The 22,925-nt window shown below is 67.3% G+C and carries 20 protein-coding genes; 9 read left to right on the top strand and 11 right to left on the bottom strand.

Annotation, left to right across the window (positions count from 1 at the left end; genetic code table 11):
- Positions 1-57: 57 nt before the first annotated feature.
- The 8 genes from CFB40_RS37460 to CFB40_RS37495 all read right to left on the bottom strand — a co-directional run bounded on the left by CFB40_RS37460 (position 58) and on the right by CFB40_RS37495 (position 8,822).
- On the bottom strand, positions 58-1,533 hold the full coding sequence (locus CFB40_RS37460; RefSeq protein WP_089434292.1) for an efflux transporter outer membrane subunit: 1,476 nt from the start codon (positions 1,531-1,533) through the stop codon (positions 58-60).
- 11 nt (positions 1,534-1,544) lie between these two features.
- On the bottom strand, positions 1,545-2,459 hold the full coding sequence (locus CFB40_RS37465) for a biotin/lipoyl-binding protein (RefSeq protein WP_089434266.1): 915 nt from the start codon (positions 2,457-2,459) through the stop codon (positions 1,545-1,547).
- Between the two features lie 24 nt (positions 2,460-2,483).
- Positions 2,484-2,678: a DUF1656 domain-containing protein gene (locus CFB40_RS37470; protein WP_089429479.1), complete on the bottom strand. Its 195-nt coding sequence runs from the start codon at positions 2,676-2,678 to the stop codon at positions 2,484-2,486.
- Positions 2,668-4,770 (bottom strand): FUSC family protein, encoded by a 2,103-nt coding sequence (locus tag CFB40_RS37475; protein WP_089434267.1) that lies wholly within the window; start codon positions 4,768-4,770, stop codon positions 2,668-2,670. Before CFB40_RS37475 ends, CFB40_RS37470 begins: the two co-directional genes overlap by 11 nt.
- Before the next feature lie 100 nt (positions 4,771-4,870).
- Entirely contained in the window at positions 4,871-5,794 is a 924-nt protein-coding gene (locus CFB40_RS37480) for a LysR family transcriptional regulator (protein WP_089429481.1), read from the bottom strand.
- 122 nt (positions 5,795-5,916) lie between these two features.
- Complete coding sequence (locus CFB40_RS37485; protein ID WP_089429482.1) at positions 5,917-6,444, bottom strand: flavin reductase family protein; 528 nt, start codon at positions 6,442-6,444, stop codon at positions 5,917-5,919.
- A gap of 64 nt (positions 6,445-6,508) precedes the next feature.
- Positions 6,509-7,735, bottom strand: coding sequence for an FAD-dependent monooxygenase (locus CFB40_RS37490; RefSeq protein ID WP_089434268.1), 1,227 nt, complete (start codon positions 7,733-7,735; stop codon positions 6,509-6,511).
- 40 nt (positions 7,736-7,775) lie between these two features.
- A complete protein-coding gene (locus CFB40_RS37495) occupies positions 7,776-8,822 on the bottom strand; it encodes an LLM class flavin-dependent oxidoreductase (RefSeq protein ID WP_256977007.1) in 1,047 nt (348 codons plus the stop codon).
- 285 nt (positions 8,823-9,107) lie between these two features.
- Between CFB40_RS37495 and CFB40_RS37500 the strand changes: the two genes are divergently transcribed.
- The 4 genes from CFB40_RS37500 to CFB40_RS37515 all read left to right on the top strand — a co-directional run bounded on the left by CFB40_RS37500 (position 9,108) and on the right by CFB40_RS37515 (position 13,275).
- Entirely contained in the window at positions 9,108-9,908 is an 801-nt protein-coding gene (locus CFB40_RS37500; protein WP_089429485.1) for a 2-amino-3,7-dideoxy-D-threo-hept-6-ulosonate synthase, read from the top strand.
- 52 nt (positions 9,909-9,960) lie between these two features.
- Entirely contained in the window at positions 9,961-11,025 is a 1,065-nt protein-coding gene (locus CFB40_RS37505) for a 3-dehydroquinate synthase II family protein (protein WP_089434270.1), read from the top strand.
- Between the two features lie 49 nt (positions 11,026-11,074).
- Positions 11,075-12,175, top strand: a complete 1,101-nt coding sequence (locus CFB40_RS37510) for a 3-dehydroquinate synthase II family protein (protein ID WP_089429487.1) — start codon at positions 11,075-11,077, stop codon at positions 12,173-12,175.
- Positions 12,176-12,252: 77 nt separating this feature from the next.
- Positions 12,253-13,275, top strand: a complete 1,023-nt coding sequence (locus CFB40_RS37515) for a methyltransferase (protein ID WP_089429488.1) — start codon at positions 12,253-12,255, stop codon at positions 13,273-13,275.
- Positions 13,276-13,299: 24 nt separating this feature from the next.
- Here the strand turns inward: CFB40_RS37515 and CFB40_RS37520 are convergent, their stop codons facing one another.
- Complete coding sequence (locus CFB40_RS37520) at positions 13,300-14,007, bottom strand: FadR/GntR family transcriptional regulator (RefSeq protein WP_089429489.1); 708 nt, start codon at positions 14,005-14,007, stop codon at positions 13,300-13,302.
- A 302-nt stretch (positions 14,008-14,309) separates the two neighbouring features.
- On the opposite strand from CFB40_RS37520, the gene CFB40_RS37525 reads away from it, so the two are divergent.
- From CFB40_RS37525 to CFB40_RS37535, 3 genes are all read left to right on the top strand, one after another.
- A complete protein-coding gene (locus CFB40_RS37525; protein ID WP_256977009.1) occupies positions 14,310-16,556 on the top strand; it encodes a TonB-dependent siderophore receptor in 2,247 nt (748 codons plus the stop codon).
- A 150-nt stretch (positions 16,557-16,706) separates the two neighbouring features.
- The gene (locus CFB40_RS37530) at positions 16,707-17,630 is read left to right on the top strand and encodes an alpha/beta hydrolase family protein (protein ID WP_089434272.1); all 924 of its coding nucleotides are present in this window, start codon (positions 16,707-16,709) and stop codon (positions 17,628-17,630) included.
- Positions 17,631-18,247: 617 nt separating this feature from the next.
- Positions 18,248-19,117 (top strand): S1 family peptidase, encoded by an 870-nt coding sequence (locus tag CFB40_RS37535; protein ID WP_089434273.1) that lies wholly within the window; start codon positions 18,248-18,250, stop codon positions 19,115-19,117.
- Positions 19,118-19,403: 286 nt separating this feature from the next.
- Here the strand turns inward: CFB40_RS37535 and CFB40_RS37540 are convergent, their stop codons facing one another.
- Positions 19,404-20,138 carry an alpha/beta fold hydrolase gene (locus tag CFB40_RS37540; protein ID WP_179255350.1) on the bottom strand — a complete coding sequence of 245 codons (735 nt, stop codon included), beginning with the start codon at positions 20,136-20,138 and terminating at the stop codon, positions 19,404-19,406.
- Between the two features lie 3 nt (positions 20,139-20,141).
- The gene (locus CFB40_RS39525) at positions 20,142-20,555 is read right to left on the bottom strand and encodes an alpha/beta fold hydrolase (protein WP_373452714.1); all 414 of its coding nucleotides are present in this window, start codon (positions 20,553-20,555) and stop codon (positions 20,142-20,144) included.
- A gap of 389 nt (positions 20,556-20,944) precedes the next feature.
- On the opposite strand from CFB40_RS39525, the gene CFB40_RS37545 reads away from it, so the two are divergent.
- Complete coding sequence (locus CFB40_RS37545) at positions 20,945-22,735, top strand: acyl-CoA dehydrogenase (protein WP_089429492.1); 1,791 nt, start codon at positions 20,945-20,947, stop codon at positions 22,733-22,735.
- A gap of 36 nt (positions 22,736-22,771) precedes the next feature.
- The coding region (locus tag CFB40_RS38500) for an FAD-dependent oxidoreductase (RefSeq protein ID WP_124627112.1) at positions 22,772-22,925 on the top strand (154 nt) is incomplete at its 3' end.

Consider the following 22,925-nt stretch of genomic DNA (forward strand, 5'->3'; position numbering starts at 1 on the left):
CGGGATTTCTCCGGTGGATGAGCGACGCCGAAGCGTCGGGGCGCCGGGTGGCGGCGTTCACTGCGCATTCGCTTGCGGCGCGCCGGCCTGCGCGACCGGCGGCGCGTCGCGCCAGCCGACGCCGAGCGACTTGTAGAGCGCGATCGCGCCTTGCACCTGTGCGAGCCGGCTGAGTGCGAGCGCATCGCGCGCGCGGTACGTCGCGCGCTGCGCGGTCAGCACCGACAGGTATTCGCCGAGGCCGTTGCGGTACAGCCGCGTCGCGCGCGACTGCGCATCCTGGCTGCTGTCGACCGCCGCGGCGAGCATGGCCTGCTGGTCGCGCGCGGCGCCGATCGCCACCAGCGCGTCCTCGACATCGCGAAACGCGCCGCGGATGCGCTGCTCGTACGCGAGCCGCGCGGCTTCGGCGGCCGCGCGTGCGGCGTCGACGCCGGCTTTCGCGCGGCCGCCGTCGTACAGCGTCTGCGTGCCGTCGAGTGCGACCGACCACGCGACGCTCGCGCCCGAGAACAGGTCCTGCACGAGGCTGGCCGTCGTGCCGAGGCTCAACGGAATCGCGAAATGCGGAAACTGCTCGGCGCGCGCGACGCCGATCTGCGCGGTCGCGGCGGCCAGCCGCCGTTCGGCGGCGCGGACGTCGGGGCGCTCGCGGATCACGTCCGACGGCAACGTGACGGGCAGCGCGGGCGCGACCGGCAGCGTCGCGCCGGGCGCGCTCAGCGTGTCGCGCAGCGTTTCCGGAAAGCCGCCGACGAGCACGCCGATCGCATGCGCGAGCCGCGCGACGTCCTGATGCAGCGGCGGCAACGTCGCCTGCGCGAGCTGCAGCTCGGCCCGCGCCTGCGCGACCGCGAACGACGTGCCGAGGCCGCGCCGGTTCGACTGCTCGGTCAGCCGCCGCGTGGCGTCGAGGCTCGCGACGTTGTCCGTCGCGATCCGCAGCCGCTCCTGGGTCGCGCGCAGTTCCGCGTAATCCGACGCGAGCTCGGCCAGCAGGCTCACGAGGATCGCGTGGCGATCGTCGTCGAGCGCCTCGATCTGCGCATCGGCCGATTCGACCGCGCGCCGCGTGCCGCCGAACAGGTCGAGTTCCCACGACGCATCGAAGCCGAGCCGGTAGGTGCGCGACTGGCCGATGCCGGGCGGCCAGTCGAGCGCCCGCGACGAACGGATCGCATCGGCGTTCCCGCCCGCCGTCACGGTCGGGCCGAGGCGGCTCGCGATCTGGTCGCGTTCGGCGCGCGCCTGCAGCAACCGCTGGCGCGCGATCGCGAGATCCTGGTTGTGCGCGATCGCTTGCGCGACCAGCGCATCGAGCTGCGCGTCACCGAACGTGTGCCACCAGTCCTGCAATTGCGCGGGATCGGCGCCTACCGTGTCGCGCGACGCGATCCAGCTGGACGGATGCACGGGCTGCGGCGCCGCGTAATCGGGGCCGACCGTCGTGCATGCGGCCAGCGCGCACGTGCAGGCCGCGATGAAGGTGCGCGCGTAGCGTGTCGGACGCAGTGGGGGAAGCGGGCATCGCATCGTCGCCCCCTTCACATCCACGCGTGCAGCCACGACGCGAGCCGGCCGCGCGGCGTGCGTTCGCGCCCGCGTTCGCCGACTTCGACGCTGCACGTCATGCCGGCCGCCAGCAGCACGCCGGCCGGCACCTGGTCGATCTCGATGCGCACCGGAATGCGCTGCGCGAGCCGCACCCAGCTGAAGGTCGGATTGACGGCCGGCAGGCCGAGTTCGTCGAGCGTGCCGTTCTCGTCCGCGATGCCGCGGCCGATGCTCGTCACGTGCCCGCTCAGCAGCGGATCGAAGCCCATCAGCCGGATCGTTGCGGGCGCACCCGTCGTGATGCGGCGCAGCTTGGTTTCCTCGAAATAGCCGGTGATCCAGAAGCTGTGTGCGTCGAGCACCGAAATACCGGGCTTGCCCTCGACCGCGTAGTCGCCGTGACGCAGGCGCAGCTGCGTCACGTAGCCGTTGACCGGCGAGCGCAGCGTCGTGCGCTCGAGGTCGAGCTTCGCGACCTCGAGCGCGGCCAGCGCCTTGCGGTGCTCGGCCTGCGCGATCGACACCGCGCGGCTCGAACGCTGGATGTCCTCGCGCGGCACGAGATCGTCGAGGCCGGTGCGCCGCTGCGCTTCGTCGCGCTTCTGGCGCATCGACTCGGCGGTCGCGGCGACCTGCGCTTCCGCCTGTTCCACTGCCAGCGCGAAGCGTTGCGGATCGATCCGGTACAGCACGTCGCCTTTCGCGACGCGCTGGTTGTCGACCACCGCGACGTCGACGACGGTGCCCGACACTTCGGGCGCGATCCGCACGACGTGCGCGCTGACACGCGCGTCGCGCGTCCACGGCGCGAGGACGTACGCATGCCAGAGCGCGGCGACCAGCACGATCGCGACGGCCACCGTGGCGAGCGTCAGCAGGGTTCGGGTGAGGGGTTTGAGCGACATGACGCGATACGTTCCGACGAGAGACTAGAAATAGAGGATCAGCGTGGCGACCAGCACGAGCGAAATCGCGAACTCGAACAGCGCCGGATGCCACACGCGGCGCAGCACGCCGAGCCGGGCGAGCAGCGCGCGCACGGCCATGTAGAGCGGCACGGTCGCGCACGCATAGACGAAAAAGGGCGGCAGGTAGATGCCGGCCAGCGGGAATTCACTGAGCATCGCGGGTGCGCTCCGGAACGGCGGTGAAATAGGCGGCGTACGTGTGCAGCAGCACGTGGACGTCGGCGAACGCGGCCATCAGCCACTTCAGTTCGGTGTTGCCCGGCTGCGCGGCGGCGAGGCCGGCGAGCGCGTGCGCGGCGCGCCGCGCATGCCGCGCCGCACGAGCCGGGGCGGCCGCGTGCCGCGCGAGGCCGGCGAGCCCGGCGCGCACGCGGCGCCGCGCGATGTCGGGCAGGCCGTCACGCTCGGCGCCGCGACGAATTCGCAGCAACTCCTTGCCGACGTGCAGCGCCGCGAGCGCTTCGATGCTCGCCTGCGTCATCGCGGCCGGCTGGCCGGCGAGCAGCGCGCCGAGCTGCGCGATGCGGTGCTGCTGGCGCTGCTGCCAGCCCGCCGCCACGACGCGCTTCCCCGCCACGACTGCGAGCGTGTCGTCGCGGATCGTGCGGCGCAGCCGCGTGGCGTCGGTGGCCAGGTTGCGCGGCAGGATCAAGCGGAACGTGAGCAGCGTGAGGAAGGTGGCGAGCACCCACGCGACCGACTGGTTCAGGAACAGCGCGACGTCGGGGCGGAACGGATTGGTCGCGCCGGTCAGCGTGTTGAACGCGACGAGATACGCGAGCCCCGCGAGCGCGGTCTTCGGCACGCTCGTCGCATAGATGCCGGGCATCCAGAACAGCGCGAGCGCGACGACCAGCAGCGGAAAGCCTTCGATGCGCGGCAGGATGCCGAACGCGCACACGAACGCGGCCGGCACGGCCAGCATCGTGCCCTTGATGAACGCCTGCGCGCCGGCGGCCGGGTTGCCGGCGGTCGCGAGCAGCGCGCAGTACGGCGCGACGACGAGCAGCATCATGTCGCCCTGGTTCCAGCCGGTGACGAGCCAGAACGCACCGGAGATCGCGATCGCGCAGGCCGAGCGCATGCCGTTGCGCAGGGCCGCCCCCGTGTCGCGGTGAAAGCGCACCCGTGCGGGCCGATAGCCCGGCCGCGGGCGCCGCAATTCGACGAGCCCGTCGAGCGCCGCGCAATAGTCGTCGATCTGTTCGATCAATCGCTCGCCGGCGATCAATAACGCCGCTTCATCGCGCGGATCGCCGAGCGCGATACCGTCGAGCGCCACACGCAGGCTTTCGCGCGCATCGACCAGCCGCGCAAGCGCGTGCGCCGCACCGCCGGGGCCTTCACCCAACGCGTCGGCGGCGGCCTGCCATGCGGCCGCGAGACGCGGCTGCAGCGACGCGACTGCTTGCGCGCCGGGGCTGTCGGCCGGCAGCGGCGGTGTGCCGCCCACGAGCGCGCCGAACAGCGACGCCATCCCGTGCCGCACGGCGGCCGCGCGCTGCGCGAGATCTTCCGATTCGGCCTTGCCGAGCGCGAGCAGATCGTCGATGCCGTAGATGCCGGCGAACAGCGCGTGCCGCTTGTCGTCGGCGGGCGCCGCCGCGAGGCCGTTGCGCTGCGCGGCGATGACCCGTGCGACGTCGGCCGTGACGCGTGTCACCAGCGCTTCGAGTTTTGCGTGGACATCGCGCGTGCCGAGCAGCATCGACACGAGGCTCAGGCACAGCACGCCGATCGCGACCGTCGAGCCGCGCCCGATCACATGCTCGAAGGTCAGCTCGGGATGCTGCATCGCGCCGTAGGTCGCGAGGCCGATCGTGTAGCCGGCCACCACGGTGCCCGACGCGCGGAAGTGCCGCAGCAGCGTCATGCCGGCGACGCAGACGCCGAGCCAGAACGCGAAGCCGAGAATGAACAGCAGCGGCTGCTGCGCGAAGCAGCCCATCAGCACGAACGCGACGACCATCCCCGCGATCGTGCCGACCACGCGCCACACGCCCTTGCCGATCACCGCGCCCTGCACGGGATTGATCACGAGCAGCACCGTCGATGCCGCCGAGTACGGCGTTTCCAGTTCGAGCAGGTACGCGACGCCGAGCGCGAGCGCGGCGGCGACGACCGAGCGCGCGACATACGCACCGCGTGGCGTGAAGATGTCGATGCGCGCGATCAGCGCCGCGGCCGCGCGATTCAGGCGGCGGGGCGGCGCCGCGACGGCGCGCGTCTGATCGGCTGCGTCATGCACTGCGCTTGCTCCATGAGAAAGGACGAAGCCAGTCTACGGTCGAGCGATGCATGCGGAACAGTGACGTCTTTGCACTCGACGAGTGCGTACGACGCATGCGTCATGCGTGCGCCGGATGCAGCGCCGGCTGGCCGGTGCACAGCCCGCGCACGACACGCCGCAGCCACTGGTGCGCGGGGTCGCTCTGGAAGCGCGGATGCCACGCCTGCGTGATCAGCACGGTTTCGAGCGGCACCGGCAGCTCGAATGCGCGCACGCCGAGCCCGGCCCGCACCGCGCCGCGCGCGAGATGCTCGGGCAGCGGCAGGATCAGGTCCGATGCCTGCAGCGCGAAGATCGCCGCATACGGCGTCGGCACGACGAGCAGCACCTGCCGCGCGAGGCCGCGCGCGGCGAGCGCGTCGTCGATCGGCCCCGCCGACTTGCCGCGCCGCGACACGCCGATGTGCGGCCAGCGCGCGAAGCGCTCGGGCGTGATGTCGTCGTCGAAGATCGGGTGATCGTCGCGCGCGAGGCCGACGAAGGTCGTCGTGAACAGCGGCTGGACGCGAATCTCCGGCCCGAGGCGGCGCGACGCGCTGATGAACAGGTCGATGCGGCCGCTGCGCAACGCGTCGTCGTCGATGTCGTCTTCCTCGGGCATGAAGCGCAGCATCGCGCGCGGCATCCCGCGCGCCATCTCCTCGAGCAGGCGGCTGCTGTGCAGGCCGACGAAGATGTCATTCGCGCGCACGTTGAACTGCTTGTCGAGCGTGCCGAGATCGATTTCCGCGGACGGGGCGAGCAACTGCGACGCGCGCTCCACGGTTTCGCGGACGGCGCCGCGCAGTTCGAGCGCGCGCGGCGTCGGCACCATCTTGCGGCCGGCCTGCACGAAGATCGGGTCGCCGACCGTTTCGCGGATGCGAGCGAGCGTGCGGCTCATCGCGGGCGGGCTCAGGTTCATGCGGCGTGCGGCGCCGACGACGCTACCCTCTTCGAGCAGCGCGTCGAGTGAAATCAGCAGGTTCAGGTCGGGTGCCATCGGCTTCTCCGTGTCATCGCGTGCATGCGGCGCAATGGTAGTGCGGGATACGCGCGCGCAGCGTGACTGCAGCGCACGCAACGATTGCGCGCGGCATCACGCGTGACGCACGCATCGGGGTGTCATTGGCCGGCGCCGGCATCGGGCGGCAGCGAGCGGACGGCGGCGAATGCGCCGTTCACGTACATCAGCGGGTTCACGTCGTCGGACATCGCAACGCGCGTGACCCGTCCGACCAGGATCGAATGCGAACCCACCTCGACCTGTTCGAGCGTGTCGCAGAAGAACGACGTCTGCGCGTTCTCGAGGTAGGGCAGGCCGGTCGCCGCGTCGGTGCGCCATGCGTCGTGCGCGAAGCGCGTGTCGGAGCCCGTCGTGCTGCACGCGAGCGCGAGCGGCACGTGGCAACTGCGCAGCGCGTTCACGCAGAAGCGCCGGCGGCCGGTGATCGACGCGTGAATGCTGGCGCGCCGGTTGATGCACACCAGCACGGTCGGCGGATCGAGCGCGACGGAGGTGAACGAGCTGGCGGTCAGCGCACACGGGGCGGCCGTTTCGCCGTCGCCACCGGTCGTGACGATCGTGACGGTGGCGGCCACGCCGCGCATCGCCTGTTTCAGTTGCTGCGCAATGTCCACGGTGTTCGTCATGATGCGGTCCTGTCACGAGGAGCCCCGGTGCCGCGGGTCGTACCACGCGGCGCCGGGGCGGGCGTCAAAGCTGGTACGCGTCGGCCCAGGTCCAGTGGTAGGACTTGAAGTCGGCGCGGCGCGACTTGAGCTCGGCGTCGCGCGCCTGTTGCTCGGGGCCGTCGGGCAGGTGGAACACGCCGCCGTTGCCGGCCGACGCGAGCTGGATCCGCGCGCTGCGGTCGATCCGCAAGCGCTGGTACTCGACCAGCGCGGCGCCGAGGGCGTCCTTCGACGCGAGCCCGGTCACGCACCGGCCGAGCACGACCGCGTCCTCGAGCGCCTGCGCGGCACCCTGCGACTGGTACGGCAGCATCGGATGGCACGCGTCGCCGAGCAGGCATACGCTGTCCCACACCCAGCGTGTGAGCGGCTGGCGGTCGTGCAGCGACCAGCGGCTCAGGTCCGACGCGCAGCGGATCAGCCCGACGAGGCGCGAATCCCAGCCATCGAGCTCGGCCTCGAGCGTCGCGCGGTCACCCTTGCTGCTCCACGATTCGCGCGTGCTGCCGTCGCCCGGCACGATCACGACGAGGTTCAGCAGCCGGCGCTCGCGCACCCAGTAATGGATCGCGTGCCGGCCGGGCCCGAGCCAGATCGTCACCTGCGGCTCCTTGACGATCTCGAACACGGGCGAGTGCGGATCGATCGCGTCGACGTCGATCAGCGCGCGATACGCGTCGTCGCCGCTGTAGTGCGGCGCATCGTCGCCGAGCAGCGCGTGGCGCAGCGTCGAGTGAATGCCGTCGGCCGCGACGACGAGATCCGCGCGCCAGCGCGTGCCCGCCGCATCGACGACGGTCGCGCCGTCCGGCCCGCACGCGTCGAGCCCGCGCACCGCGATGCCGCCGAGCACGGCGACGGGCGGGCCGGCCGTGTCCGGGTCGCGCACGGCGTCGAGCAGCGCGGCATGCAGGTCGGCGCGATGCGCGTTCCAGTACGGCGCGTTGAAGGCGGCCTCGACGTCGTCGCCGAGCGGGAAGGAACCGAGCAGGCTGCCGTCCTGCCAGCGGCGGCGGATCGTCGCGGTCGGGGCGACGGCGGCCAGCCGCTGCCGGTCGAGCACGCCGAGCGCACGCAGCGCGCGCGTGGCGTTCGGCACGACCTGCAGCCCCGCGCCGACTTCCCGAAACGCCCGGCTTTGCTCGAGGACGGTGACGCGATGGCCGGCGCGGCGCAGCGCGAGCGCGGCGGCCAGGCCGCCGATGCCGGCGCCGACGACGATCGTGTCGAGTGACAGGGACGGTGTCATGGGCGAGTCCGCCGTGGGTCCGGAAGAGATCGGCATGGCGTCATAGCCCCGGCAGCACGTCGCGGGCGAACACTTCCAGGTTGTTGCTCATCAGCTCGTACGGCTGCGCGCCGTAGTCGATGTGCCACAGGATCGCGTCGAGCCCGAGGTCGGCTTCCAGCGCGCGAATGCGCTGGCGCACGGTGTCGGGCGTGCCGAGCACGGCGGTCGCGTCGAGGTCGGCCGTGTCCATGCCGCCCATCTTGTTCTTCATCGCCTCGTTGTAGCCCTGGTACGCCGACGACTGCACCTGCTCCCACGACTTCGCGGCGTCCGCGAAATAGCGCCAGTGATGGCGCAGGCGCGGCTCCGCGAGCGCCAGCGCGTGCGCGTCCGACGTGCCGATCATCAGCGGGATGCTGATCGCGACCTGCGGCCGGCGGCCGGTGTGGCCGTGATGGCGCTCGAACGTCTCGCGATAGAGGGCCACCATGTCCTGCGTCTTCGCGAGCGCGTCCTTGCGCGGCGGCGCGGCCATCAGCAGATTGAAGCCGCGTTCGCCGATCCACTCGAAGCTGGACGGCGTGAGCAGCGCCGCGACCCAGACCGGCGGACGCGGCTGCTGCGTCGGGCGCGGCAGCGATTGCGCGTCGCGGTAGCGGAAGAACGGCGTGTCCTCGTTGACCGATTCCTCGGCGAGCAGGCGCACCGTCGCGTCGATCGTCTGCTGGAAGCGCGCCTTGCTCGAATCGAGATCGATGCCGAACGCCTCGAATTCGTACGGCAGGAACGCGCGCGCGAAGCCCAGCTCGAGCCGCCCGTTCGAGATCGCGTCGAGCTGCGCGGCCTCGGCCGCGAGCTGGATCGGATGATGGAACGACGCCTGGATGCCGCCCGTCATCAGGCGGATCGACTTCGTCTGCGCGGCCGCGGCCGCGAGGAACATCAGCGGCGACGGGCTGTAGCCGCCATACGGCTTCAGGTAGTGCTCGGTCATCTTCACGTACGTGTAGCCGAGCCGGTCCCCCAGCGCGCTGAGCTTCAGCGCGTTCGCGTAGTAATCGGCCGCCGGGCGGTCGGCCGGGCCGGTATCGGGCAAAAAGGACACGCCGAACTTCATAGACACCTCACAGGTTGATGTGCTGCCGTTGTCTGCAAAGGGGAACCGATGCCGCGTCGAATGCGTCCCCCGGTCGGGAAACAGGATCGCTCGCAATGTACTTGCAAGGATGATCCAATCATAGGATGATTGGGTCTATGCAAGTCTTACACGACGCAAGATTTGCTGCAAGCGTTGCTCGGTTGTTGCTCCACTTCCGCCCGCAAGCGGGCACTCCGGGGGCAGGCTGAAGTCGCACGAGCCGGCCTCTCCATTTCTGGCGAGGAATCAAGGATGGACGCTCTTCTATCGGTTTCTGGCAAGGCGCTCAGGATGCGGCGGGTGGTGCGTGCCGCGTCGGGCAAGTGTCTGATGGTGCCGCTCGACCATTCGCTCGCGGACGGGCCCATCGCCCCTCCGCAGCAGTTGCGGCAACTGGTGGGCGACATCGCCGCGCACGGCGGCGACGCGATCGTCGTGCATCGCGGCCGCGCACGCTTCCTGTCTCCCGACGTGCTGAGCGATCTCGCGCTCGTCGTGCACCTGAACGGCTGCACGCGCTACGCGGAGGACGCGAACGCGAAGACGCTGTTCGCGAGCGTCGAGGATGCACTCGCATGCGGCGCGGACGCGGTCAGCGTGCACGTGAATCTCGGCTCGAAGACGGAGAACCAGCAGCTGCTCGACCTGAGCCGCATCGCGACCGAGTGCGCGCGCTGGTCGTTACCGCTGCTCGCGATGATCTATCCGCGCGGCCCGGGCCTCGGCGATCGTCCGCAGACCGAACTGATTGCCCACGCGGCGAACGTCGCGGCGGATCTCGGCGCCGACATCGTCAAGCTGCCGTACAGCGGCGACGCCGCGAGCATGGCCGACATCATCGCCGGCTCGTCGCTGCCGGTGCTGGTCGCGGGCGGCGCGAAGCTGCCGGAAGACGAGTTCGTCGCGTTCACGTCGCGCGTGATGAACGCGGGTGCGCTCGGCATCGCGGCCGGTCGCAACGTGTTCGCCGCGCCGAAGGCCGCCCCGCTGATCCGCCGCCTGTCCGATGCCGTGCACGGTGTCGAGCGGCGTGCCGCGCACCTGGCCGCCTGAGCCGGTGCGCCGGGCCGTCGCGCCCGGTTCATTCCGACCGTAGAGGATTTCCATGCATCGCTATCCGTGGATCGACCTGCGCGCGCTCGGCGCGCAGGCAGGCGCCGTCGCGGCCGACGCAGCGAGGGCCGGCGCGTGCCGTTTCGTGGTGGCCGAAGCCGAGCGCGACACGTGCGCGCCTGGCGCGGCGGCGCAACTGTCCGTATCGACGCCGGGCGTCGCAACGCTGGTCGACGACGTGCATGCGCCGCTCGCAGGCGTTCGCGTGAGGATCGACGGCGCGGCCGATTTCGGTGCCGTGCGCACCGCGATCGCGCGGCACGCGCTCGTCCTGATCGACTACGCGCTCGTGACCACGGTGCCGCTCGAGCGCCTGCTCGCGGGTGTCCGCGAGGCCGCGTGCCGCATCGTCGTGTCGCTGGCCGATCCGCACGGCGCGGCCTACCTCGCGCGCAAGCATGCGCAGTCGCCGGTCGACATCGCGTTCGCCCCGCGCGATGCGGCCGCGTTGCGTGGCGTGCTGGCCGCATGCGGCGAGCTGCGCGCCCGCGAGCCGCTGAAGCTGAAGACATTCGAGGTGCAGCGCGTCGAGCCGCTCGGCACCGGGCTGCATGCGGTGATCGACGGCTGTTCGCAGCTGGACGGCGAAGAGTGCGTGCTGGCCGGCGCGAGCGCGACCAGCATGCTGCTCGTCGTCGCGGCCGGCGCCGCGCACCCGCCGGGCCGGCCGCTCACATTCGGCATCGACGCGGGCTCGGCCGAATCGTTCGTGTTCTGCGGCGGCGACCGCGCGCGCCAGCTTTCGCTGCTGCGTTCCGGCGAGCGGATCCTGACGGTCGGCGCGGCCGGCGACACGCGCGCGATCGTGGTCGGCCGCGTGCGGATCGAATCCGCGCCGCTCGTCGCACTGCACACGCGCAGCGCGTCCGGCGCGAACACGCGCGTCGTGATGCGCGGCGACCGCGCAGTACGGTTCCGGACCGACGACGGCGCGCGCGTCGGTCTCGCCGATGTCGCGCCCGGCGTCCGGCTTGCCGGCTACGAACCGGGCGCCGGCTGGGTGGATTGCCGGATGAGGGCCGCCGCGTCGCGCTCGGTCGTTTCCGTCAGCCGCTAGTTTCATCCTGTCACTCAACCTGCGTTATCCCCTTCGAAGGAGATTGGCCTTGAAGAAGCTTTCCTGGATTGACCTGCGCAACATCGGCGAGCTCGCGGACGAGATCACCGAGGAAGCGCTGCATGTCGGCGTGTCCGCATTCGTCGTGAAGGATGCGGCGCAGGCCGGGCGGCTGCCGCCGAGCGCGTGCAAGGTCGCGGTCGTCGATCGGCAGACGGCCGATGCCGCGCTGCTCGAGCAGGTGCAGATCATCCTCGTGAAGGATGGCCTGCCGGTCGATTTCGCGGTGCCGGATGGTGCCGAACTCGGCGTGTTCATCGAGGTGACGGGCGAGGCGACGCTCACGCGCGCCTGCGAGCTGTCGACCACGACGCCGTGGCTGCTCGTCGAATTCCTGCAGGACCCGAGCAAGATCCCGCTCGAGATCCTGCTGGCCGCTGCCGATCAGGCGTCGGGCGAGCTGATCACGGTCGTCGCCGACCTGGAGGATGCGGAGGTCACGCTGAACGTGCTGCAGCGCGGCCCCGAAGGCGTGCTGCTCACGCCGACGCAGGTCGGGCAGGCCACGCAGCTCGTGTCGATCTGCAGCGACACGGTCGAGGATCTGCAGCTCGAGGAAATCGAGATCGTCGGGCTCACGCACCTCGGGCCGGGCGAACGCGTGTGCGTCGACACCTGCTCGCGCTTCGAGCAGGACGAGGGCATCCTCGTCGGCTCGTATTCGACCGGCATGATCCTCATCAGCAGCGAGACGCACCCGCTGCCGTACATGCCGACGCGCCCGTTCCGCGTGAACGCGGCCGCGCTCCATTCGTACGTCGTCGCGCCGGACAACCGCACGCGCTATCTCGCCGAGCTCGAATCGGGCGCGGAGATCCTCGCCGTCAACGTGCAGGGCAAGGCGCGCCGCGTCGTGGTCGGGCGCGCGAAGGTCGAGACGCGGCCGCTGCTGCTGATCGAGGCGAAGAATGCCGCCAATCGCGCGATCAACATCATCGCGCAGGACGACTGGCACGTGCGCGTGCTCGGGCCGAAAGGCAGCGTGCACAACATCACGGAGCTCAAGCGCGGCGACCGCATCCTCGGCTACACGCTCGATGCGCAGCGCCACGTCGGCTACCCGATCCGGGAATTCCTGCACGAGCAGTGATCCGCATGCTTCATTGACGATGCGATCGCCCGGTGCGTCACGTGCCGGCGCGGTCGGCTCATGTTCAGGAGTACTTTATGGAAAATGCGGCAAAACAGGTGCTGGATACGCTGTTCGGACGGTGGCGCAGCCGGATCCTGTATGCGGGCACGCGGCTCGGCGTGTTCGATGCGGTCACGACGGATGCGCCGGTGTCGTCGGCCGCGCTCGCGGCGAAGCTCGACGTCGACGAGCCGCTGCTGTACCGGCTGCTGCGCGCGCTCGCGTCGCTCGGCCTGCTCGACGAGGATACGCGCCGCGGCTTCCGGGCCACCGCGTCGGGGGCGCTGCTGCATGCGGACGCCCCGAGCACGCTGCGTGATTTCGTGCTGCTGCAGGAAGGGCCGGAGCATTACGCGATCTGGGCGCATCTGCCCGACATGGTGCGCGAGGGGCAGCAGAACGGTTTCGTCCGCGAGTTCGGCGCGATGGCGTTCGACTATGCGAAGGACCACGACCGCTACCGGACCGATTTCAAGCGCGCGATGTCGAGCTTCTCGACCGTGCAGTCGGAACAGGTGGTCGATGCGCTGCGCGACGTCACGTTCGCGCCGGGCACGCATGCGTGCGACATCGGCGGCGGCCAGGGACACATGCTGTGCAGCCTGCTGCGGCGATTCCCGTCGCTGACCGGCGTCGTGTTCGACCTGCCCGAAGTGATCGACGGCGATGCGGACGACTGGGCGCAGCGCATGGGCGTGAGCGCACGCTGCAGCAAGGCGGGCGGCAACATGTTCGACGCGGTGCCGGTGGCCGACGTCTACCTGCTGAAGCTGATCCTGCACGACTGGAACGACGACGAGTGCGTGGCGATCCTCAAGCGGGCACGCGAAAGCGCCCGGGACGGCGCACGCGTGTTCGTGATCGAACGGGTCGTGCCGGCGCCGGGCGTCGCGCATTTCTCGAAGCTCTACGACATCCACATGATGTGCTGGGGCAGCGGCCGCGAGCGCACGCGGGACGAATACGACGCGCTGCTCGGCGCCGCCGGCTGGCGGCCCGCCGGAGTCCGCTCCGCGCCGGACGGGCAGATCGACGTGATCGAGGCCGTCGCCGCATAGTGTGTACCCGGCGCGACGGGCGCGTCAGGCGGCGGGCGTCTCGCGGGTTTCGAGCCAGGTCATTTGCGGCTTGAGGATCGCGAGCGTCGCGCGAACGGCCTTGTTCTCGTCGCGCTGTTCGATCGCGTCGAGCACCGCCTGGTGCGCCCGCATGTCCGGCTCGGGAATCTCGGCCTCGTCGAGTTCGACGAGGATGTCCTCGACGTTCGCGAGGATCGAGCCCGAGAAGTAGCGATACAGCGCTTCGAGCGCGTGATTGTGCGATGCGGCGGCCACGGCGATATGAAACGCGCGGTCGCGCTCGACGAACTTCTTCACGTCGCGCGACGCTTCGCGCTCGCCTCGCGCCTTCAGCAGCTTGCGCAGCGTCGCGAGATCCTCGTCCGTGCGCCGGCGCGCCGCGTAGCGCGCGCATTCCGTTTCGAGCATGCACTGCAGCTCGAGATGGTCGCTGCGCGCGGCGCGATCGACGTCGCGCATCGTCTCGGCCGGATCGACATTGCGGCGCACGTAGGTGCCGTCACCCTGGCGCACTTCGAGCACGCCGGAATACGCCAGCGTGCGAACCGCCTCGCGCACCGTGTTGCGCCCGACCTCGAGCTGTTTCGCGAGATCGAGCTCGGTCGGAATGCGCTGACCGACGCGCCAGATGCCGGAAGTGATATTGGATTTGAGGATATCGATCGCCGAATCGACGAGCGAGTGTCGGGTGGCCGGGGGCAGGCTTGACATTGCGTGTTTCGCTTGAAGCTTGAGGGTGTCGCTATCCTATCATCCGATCAATCGTTTAGTCGTTCAGGATAACGACATTCAAACGTGACATTTTGTTAACGTCAGACGAATAAACCTGCGGCCGTCGGTTGCGTGCCGCGCATTCGTTGATTGCTTCCGCCGGCATTTACCTGCGCTGCGTCGACGTAAATGATTCCCATTCGCTGTTCAGTCGAGGTCGCCGTTGCACGAGCGGCCCGTCTTCCGACTCGAGGGCGCGGCATATCCGCCGACGTCCGTCTCCGCTTTCCGGATAACCCGAGATGAATCGATCACACACCGGCCGCCGTGCGCGGCCAGGATTTCCGTTGCCGCGCGCGGCGTGGCGGCGCGTACCGGGCTGGGCGGCCGCACTGGCCTGTGCGACCGCGATGCCGGTTGTTGCTTCGGCGCAGGATGCGCGGGAGGCGGGCGAACCCGCGGCGGATGCCTCGTTGCTCGCGCCGATCGTCGTTGATGGGCGACGCGAGACAGGTGTCGGCCCCGTGCAAGGCATCGCGGCCGACGTGTCGCGCGCGGGCACCAAGACCGACACGGCGATCGTCGAGGTGCCGCAGGGCCTGTCGGTCGTCACGCGCGAACAGATGGATCGGCAGGACGTGTACAGCGTCGGCGACAGCCTGCGCTATACGCCGGGCGCCTACGCGGATTCACGCCCCGGCGGTGTGCTCGAGAGCGTGTTCCTGCGCGGCTTCGGCGGCTTCGCGGCGGCGGCGATCAATCCGCAGATGCTCGACGGCCTGCCGCTGCCGAAAGGCGTGAACTGGGCCGCGAGCGTCGTCGATCCGTGGACGCTCGAACGCATCGACGTGCTGCGCGGCCCGGCGTCGGTGCTGTACGGGCAGGCGAGCCCGGGCGGCATCGTCGACATGGTCAGCAAGCGGCCCACGCGCGATGCGCAGCACCTGCTCGCCGTGCAGACCGGCAACCGCGATCGCGGGCAGCTTGCATTCGACTTCAGCGGGCCCGTGACGAAAGACGGAACATGGCGCTACCGGATCGACGGCCTCGCGCGCCGTGCCGACGAGCAGATCGATTATTCGCGGCAGCAGCGGATCGTCGTCGCGCCGTCGCTGACGTGGCAGCCGAACGCCGATACGCGTTTCACGCTGCTGGGGTCGTTCCAGCGCGATCCGCACAACAACTTCGCGGGCTGGCTGCCGGCAGTCGGTACGCTTTGGCCGGATTCGGGACGGCGGATTCCGACGCACTTCTTTCCGGGGCTGCCGGGGTTCGATACGTACGACCGCACGCAGGCGATGATCGGCTATGCGTTCGAGCATCGTTTCAATTCGACGTGGAAGGTTCGGCAGAACGTGCGCTATACGCATCTCGATGTCGACTTCGCGGGCGCGGCGGTCAATTTCATCGCGCCGTATCTGGCGCCGGGCGTGCTGAACCGTTCGCTGTCGTGGTCGCGCGAGCACGTGAACCATCTCGCGCTCGACAACCAGGCCGAGATGCGCGTGATGACGGGGCCGGTCGAGCATACGGTGCTGGCCGGGCTGTCGTATGAGCATGCGGTGGCGAATCTCGTCGGCTCGGGCTTCGGTGCGGCGCCGCCGCTCGATACGCGGGCGCCCGATTACGGGCAGCCGTATGCGGTGCCGCCGGTCGCGCAGCAGACGCGCCAGACGCCCGACCGGATCGGCGTCTATCTGCAGGATCAGGTGCGTTGGGATCGGTGGGTGTTCACGCTCGGCGGGCGCGAGGAGTGGTCACGCACGACCACCAATGACCTGCTGCGGTCCGCGAGCGTGCGGCAGAGTACGCGGGCGTTCACGGGGCGCGCGGGGGCGGTCTATCTGTTCGATAGCGGCTTTGCGCCGTACATGAGCTATTCGACTTCATTCGAGCCGGCGCTCGGCACGCGTTTCGATGGTCAGCCGTTCACGCCGACGAAGGCGAAGCAGTTCGAGGTCGGGTTGCGCTATCAGTCGCCGGACCGGCTGCAGAACGCGTCGATCGCGGCGTTCGATATTCGCCAGCGCAATGTCCTGACCGCCGATCCGGAGCATCCGTTCTTCAGCGTGCAGACGGGGGAAGTGCGATCGCGCGGGATCGAGCTGGAAGGGCGGGCGCGTGTGTGGAAGCAACTGGATGTAATTGCTGCGTACACCTATCTTGATACGACGGTGCAGGCCGATACGGATTCGACCGTGGTCGGCAAGCGCGTGGCGGCGGTGCCGCGCCATCTCGCGTCGCTTTGGCTGGACTATGCGGTTGAGCGGCCGGGGTTGCGCGGGTTGAGGGTCGGTGGTGGTGTGCGTTATGTGGGGCGCAGCGCGGGTGACAACGTCAATACGTTCGATGTGCCGGCTGTCGTGCTTTTTGATCTCGGGCTGTCGTATGACCTTGGAGTCGAACGGTCCGCGTGGAAGGGATGGCGCGTTGCGGCGCATGTGAACAACCTGTTCGACCGGACTTATGTGTCGTCGTGCTTTTCAGCGGGCGGGTGTTTCTATGGCACGCGGTTGATGGTGACGGGGGATGTTAGTTATCGGTGGTGATCGGACGGTGGGTGGGGGTGTTGCGATGCTGGTGCGGGCTGTGCACGTGCGACTGGCCCGGCCGTGCCGCCGCCCGGATACACTGACGCCTTCGCCGTAGGCATCGCGGCTGCGTAGGCCGTCGGCTGCGGATTCGTGGAGAGATCACCCATGAGCATCGTCGTTCGTCGAAACCGGATCGCCATCTGCTTGTGCCGGGTGCTCATCTCGGGCGCGTTGATCGCTTCCGTCGTCGGCTGTGCGGCGACGGCGGTCGACGACACGTCCATCGCGCCGGATCTGCATGAAACCATCGTCAAGGTCCCGGTCGATGAGGGGGCGAGCACGCGCGACATCGTCGCCACCACCTACATGCCGGATGGCCCCGGACCCTTTCCGTTGATCGTGCTGAGCCACGGCAGCCCGCCCGATCCGCGCGACCGGCCGAAGGTGCGCCGCTATCGCGCGTTGCCGCAGATCCGGACGTTCGTGAAGCTCGGCTTCGCGGTCATCGTGCCGATCCGCCGCGGGTACGGAGCGACGGGCGGGGTCGATGAAGAGGATGCGGGTTCGTGCCGGCATCCGGATTACCTTGCTGCGGGGCAGCAGGCCGCGCGCGATGTGCTCGCGGCCGTGCGGTATGCGCAGACGTTGCCGCAAGTGGATCGAAACCGCGTTGTATTGGTCGGGCAATCGGCGGGTGGTTTTGCGTCGCTGGCGGCGGCGAGCTACGCGCCGCAGGGGGTGGTTGCGGTGGTGAACTTTTCTGGTGGGCGTGGGGGGAACCCGACGACTCATCCCGGCATGCCGTGCGATCCGAAGCAGATGGCCGACACGATCGGGCATTTCGCGAGCACGACACAGGTGCCGGTGCTGTGGCATTACGTGCAGAACGACAAGTATTTCGCGCCGGAGGTGGTGGCGACGTGGTTTGCCGCGTTTCAGGGGGCGGGTGGGCGCGGGCAGATGATTGTTGAACCGCCGTTTGGCAAGAACGGGCACGGGATGTTTGCGGTCAAGGAGGCGATACCGATTTGGTTGCCGCACTTTGAGGCGTTTGTGGGGCCGTTGGTGGTGGTGAAGTACGGGGATTAATTGAGGGCGGCCGTGTCCGTGCGCACGGAGGGCGCAGTCACTGGGCGGTTGTGATTGCCTGCCACTGGCCGAACGACAGAGCGCGCTTGCGAGTCGCGGCTGCTGGCATATTCACATGGTCAAAGTCACCTTTCCCGTGCGCATGAAGACGCTAGCTACCCGTGCGTTTGCGAACGGTACTTTAATGATGCGGTAATGCTTGTGCCTTGTCTAAAAGAGCCTTGGTCAGAAGGATGAATCGAGGCTTGCGCTACTGGGTGTTTGCAGCGGTCGCTACCGACCCGTTGGCACCCGTTACGCCTTAATAGCACCAACGTTGGGTAACTGGGTGAAGCGGCCGCCAGATACGACTGCCCGCCTGCAGCACCGCGACCGGAGTTGTCGCTAATAAGTAATAGTTGAGTACCGGCATCGACGCATGGACTGATCGATAGTCGTGCCCGCCACGGAATGACCGCTGTCGGTGGGTACGGATGCACTCAATATTTGGTCCACGTAACCGTTAACCGGATATGCGGGCGATCCGCGACGCCGACCGCTACTGGATTGATTTTAACGCTCGCGTGTCTCTTGGTAGGGAATTTTTCTTCTCAATAAATTAAGAAAAGGTAAGAAAATTGAATAAATCAAAAAATGGTAAGAATAAAATTAATGAATTAATCTCGAATCGCATCCCTAATGACAATCTGTCTTATGCTGTGTTGTTGAGCCTCAATGAGGGGAAGTCCTTGGGGTCAGGATTTAGGCTTAAGCTTGATGGAGCCAACTATCTCGTTACCGCTAAGCACGTTATATTTGACCGGCACGACCAGTTATACGGGACGGCACTAACTGTTACGTGCCATAGCCCGGATAAGAGTCTGGCTACACCTACGATTTTTCAGATCGATTTGAACGATGCGAAGATATTTGCTAGTAGCAAATTTGATATCGCGGCAATTTTGATTGGCAGGAATCAACCGCTGGATGGTCACGATCACGTTACTCCGCTTAAACAGCTGAAGAATTCGGTAAAACGGCCAACGACCCTGGTTGGAGAACCCTATGTGACGCCTCTGCAGCTTGGGAGCGGCGGCGCCGTTTCCGTTGATGTTGAAGCGGCGGGCATGCTTGATTCGATTTCGTTAGCGAGCGACGTCTACCTGCTAGGCTACCCCACTTCACTTGGGCTACAGACCAGCAAATTCTATGATTTCTCACGGCCGCTGATCCGAAAAGGAATTGTTGCCGGTGTTGACGCGGAAAAATCAGCGTTTGTTATAGACTGTCCGGCCTATCCGGGAAATAGCGGAGGTCCAGTTGTTGAGCATTGCCTCGATGGATACTTTAGAGTAATTGGCCTAGTTTCGAGATTTATTCCGTATGAAACAAAATGGCATAGCAATCGAGGTGATGTGATAAATGTTGACATCTCCAACTCTGGATATACAGTCTGCGTATCGATGGACGCGGTTCTCGAAATGTTTAAAGAAGCGGCCGTCAGTTGAGTCTCTACGAGTTGATTTCTCTACCTTAGTCCACCAATTACCGCGTCGAAGTACAGAGCGGACATAAGGAGATAGATTTGGTAGCCGCTCTTTGGCCGACGAAGAGGTGTTAGCCTTTGGCAATCGAGCGATCGATTTGGGTAGTGGATTCATTCAGGGGTGATCGGCTGAATCCACCAACCTTCTGAGACCTTCGCCGCACGAATACGTGCGGCACCTTTCAACCCGACTTCGGACGGTCAAAGTGCGCGTGGACTCATATCACCGCGGCGCCCGGTTGCTCTCCCTACAATTTCTTATCGGGTTTCCTGTAGGAGAGCCGCGAGGAACTGCTCGCGCGTCGACCCAGCGATGGCCGAGAATGCGCAATCAGGCAGTGATCATAAAGGCCATCAGGCTCAGTGGCACTTATGCGCGTTAAGAAAGTGTCCAGCGCACCCATCGTTCGATCAGGCGCCTCGGACATCAGCCAATGGCCAGCCCCTTCGATCACTTCCCCCCGCACGTTCACCGCCACCACGCGAACCTGATCGATCGTGAAGTCATCGGCAGCCTTCTGCCGGTCAGGACGAAAACCGGCATCTTGCAATGGCGTCTTCACGAATTGCTGGAAATCCTGTATGTCCTGCGGAAAGGCGTGGAACCATTCGAAGCTAGCGCGCATCCGGCCCGGCTGCGCATAGATGCTCGTATAGAGCTCTCGATCTGCCTCCGACACCGAATGATCGGGATTGGCGGCAAAGTCGTTCCAGAAATGGTCGAGGTAAATTCGCTCGCGGGCGTGCACGAGCTTCAGTGGCGTTTCGCCATAGAACGCGAAATGCCACTTCGCAGGCGAGTAGTAGTATGGCTGCCAGTTCCCGACACCCGGCAGGAACGATTCCATCAGCGCAAGGCGCCTGCTTTCATTCCGGTACTGGGCGGCGTAGGCGTATGCCACCATGAGGCCGATGTCGTGTCCCACGACCTCGACGTCACGCTTGCCGAGCGCCTTCACCAGCGCGTGAATGTCCTGGGCCATCGTCTACTTGTCGTAACCGGCTGCAGGGATGTCCGACTCGCCGGCGCCTGGCAGATCCGCCGCAATCACGACGTGATTCACGGCAAGTTTGGATATGAGCGGCAGCCACATGTGGCTCGTCTCGCCGTAGCCGCCAAGCAGCACGATAGGCGTGCCCCCTTGGCGCCCGCCTCCAGGTAGTGAAGCGTGATCCCGTTGACCGTCAGCGAATGTTCCGTGACCACGGGGGCACCGCGTACGATCGAGTCTGAAAGGCCAACAGTAAAACCAACGCGGCGCCAGCGCGCCGTAACCACCGCCCGAGCGATTGCATCGCCTGTTCCTCTCTTTGAGCGAATTCAACGAGGAATTCGAGTGACAGGGAGTCCGCGTCGATTTGGTGTGTACCGGTCTGCATGACCGCACTCGAATGGTCATGTCATTGTGTTGTGGCTGAGGAGTTCAGACGTACCATCGACGTGACGAAGACATTCGGTGTCTTCGGACGAGTCTGCACGAGGGCCTCGGTTCTATTGCGGCAATCCAGCCGTGGCTGCCACTCGGATAGCCCCGGCGGGCATGTCGATTGCTCACCGATTCATCTGAAGGATAAAAGCGGCTACCGCCCAAACCCCCACCCATCCGGCCTTTCCCCGCCCAACCCCCAAATCCCGTGGCCGATTTTGTCACCACATGGGCCGGATATGACAATAAGAATCGCCCGGCCTAGGATTACGATGCCTCACGTCGTCGCCCGGGCCTGAGCCGGTTTTCCCGCGTCTCGCCCGATAGCGCCCCTCATAAAACGTCTGATTGGAACATCGACCATGAGCTATCACGCCCCCGTCAAGGACATGCTGTTCGTGCTGAAGGAACTGGCCGGCATCGACGCCGTTGCGCAGTTGCCGGGCTTCGAGGATGCCGGCTACGACACGGCGCAGGCCGTGCTCGACGAATCCGCGAAGTTCTGCGGCGAGGTGCTGGCCCCGCTGAACGTCGAAGGCGACCGCAACCCGAGCAGCTGGAAGGACGGCGTCGTGACCGCGACGCCGGGTTTCGGCGAAGCATTCCGCCAGTTCGTCGAAGGCGGCTGGCAGGGCCTGCAGCACCCGTCCGAATACGATGGCCAGGGGCTGCCGAAGCTGATCGCGACGCCGTGCATCGAGATGCTGAACGCATCGAACCTGTCGTTCGCGCTCTGTCCGCTCCTGACCGACGGCGCGATCGAGGCGCTGCTGACGGCCGGCACCGACGAGCAGAAGCAACGCTACGTGCCGAAGCTGATCTCGGGCGAATGGACCGGCACGATGAACCTGACCGAGCCGCAGGCCGGCTCCGATCTCGCACTGGTGCGCTCGCGTGCCGAGCCGCAGGGCGACGGCACGTACAAGGTGTTCGGCACGAAGATCTTCATCACGTGGGGCGAGCACGACATGGCGGACAACATCGTCCACCTGGTGCTGGCGCGCACGCCGAACGCGCCGGAAGGCGTGAAGGGCATCTCGCTGTTCATCGTGCCGAAGTTCATGGTCAACGACGACGGCTCGCTCGGTGCACGCAACGACGTGCACTGCGTGTCGATCGAGCACAAGCTCGGGATCAAGGCGAGCCCGACGGCGGTGCTGCAGTACGGCGACCACGGCGGCGCGATCGGCTACCTGGTCGGCGAGGAAAACCGCGGCCTCGAATACATGTTCATCATGATGAACGCGGCGCGCTTCGGCGTCGGGATGCAGGGGATCGGCGTGGCCGACCGCGCCTACCAGAAGGCCGCGGAATTCGCGAAGGAACGCGTGCAGAGCCGCCCGGTCGACGGTTCGGCCAAGCAGTCGGTGACGATCATCCATCACCCGGACGTGCGCCGCATGCTCGGCACGATGCGCGCGCTGACCGAAGGCGCGCGGGCGCTGGCCTACGTGGCCGCCGCGCACAGCGACATTGCCCACCGCCATTCGGACGAGGCGACGCGGGCCCGTCATCAGGCAATCTACGAGTATCTGGTGCCGGTGGTGAAGGGCTGGAGCACGGAGATGGTGAACGACGTGGCGAGCCTGGGCGTGCAGGTGCACGGCGGGATGGGCTTCATCGAGGAGACGGGCGCGGCGCAGTATTACCGCGATGCCCGTATCCTGGCGATCTACGAAGGCACGACGGCGATCCAGGCGAACGACCTGGTGGGCCGCAAGACGATGCGCGACGGCGGCGCGGTGGCGAAGGCGCTGATCGCGGAGATCGGCGACACGGTCGCGGCGCTGGGCAAGCTGGACGGCGCGGCGGCTGCGTCGGTGAAGGCGCAGCTGGAGAAGGGCGCGAAGGCGCTGTCGTCGGTGGTCGATTACGTGGTGGCGAACGCGAAGCAGGACCCGAACGCGGTGTTCGCGGGCAGCGTGCCGTACCTGAAGCTGGCGGGCGTGGTGCTGTGCGGGTGGCAGATGGGCCGCGCGCTGGTGGCGGCGCACGCGAACCGCGCGAGCGACCCGGCCTTCTTCGATGCGAAGATCGCGATCGCGCAATGCTATGCGGAGCACGTGCTGGTGCAGGCAGGCGCATTCGAAGCGTCGATCGTCGGCACGAAGGGCAACGAGGGCGTGCTCGCGTTGACGGAAGATCAGTTCTGACCGGCTGACGGTCGGGACACAGGAGGAGACAGGATTTTGACCACACAGGACTTGCTCGCGCAATACGGCCCGCGCGAATCGATGGAATACGACGTCGTGATCGTCGGCGGCGGCCCCGCCGGGCTGTCGGCGGCGATCCGGCTCAAGCAGCTGGCCGCCGAGAAAGGCACCGAGATCGGCGTGTGCGTGC

It is taken from the genome of Burkholderia sp. AU31652, assembly GCF_002223155.1.
In the GTDB taxonomy this organism is placed as follows: Bacteria; Pseudomonadota; Gammaproteobacteria; order Burkholderiales; family Burkholderiaceae; genus Burkholderia.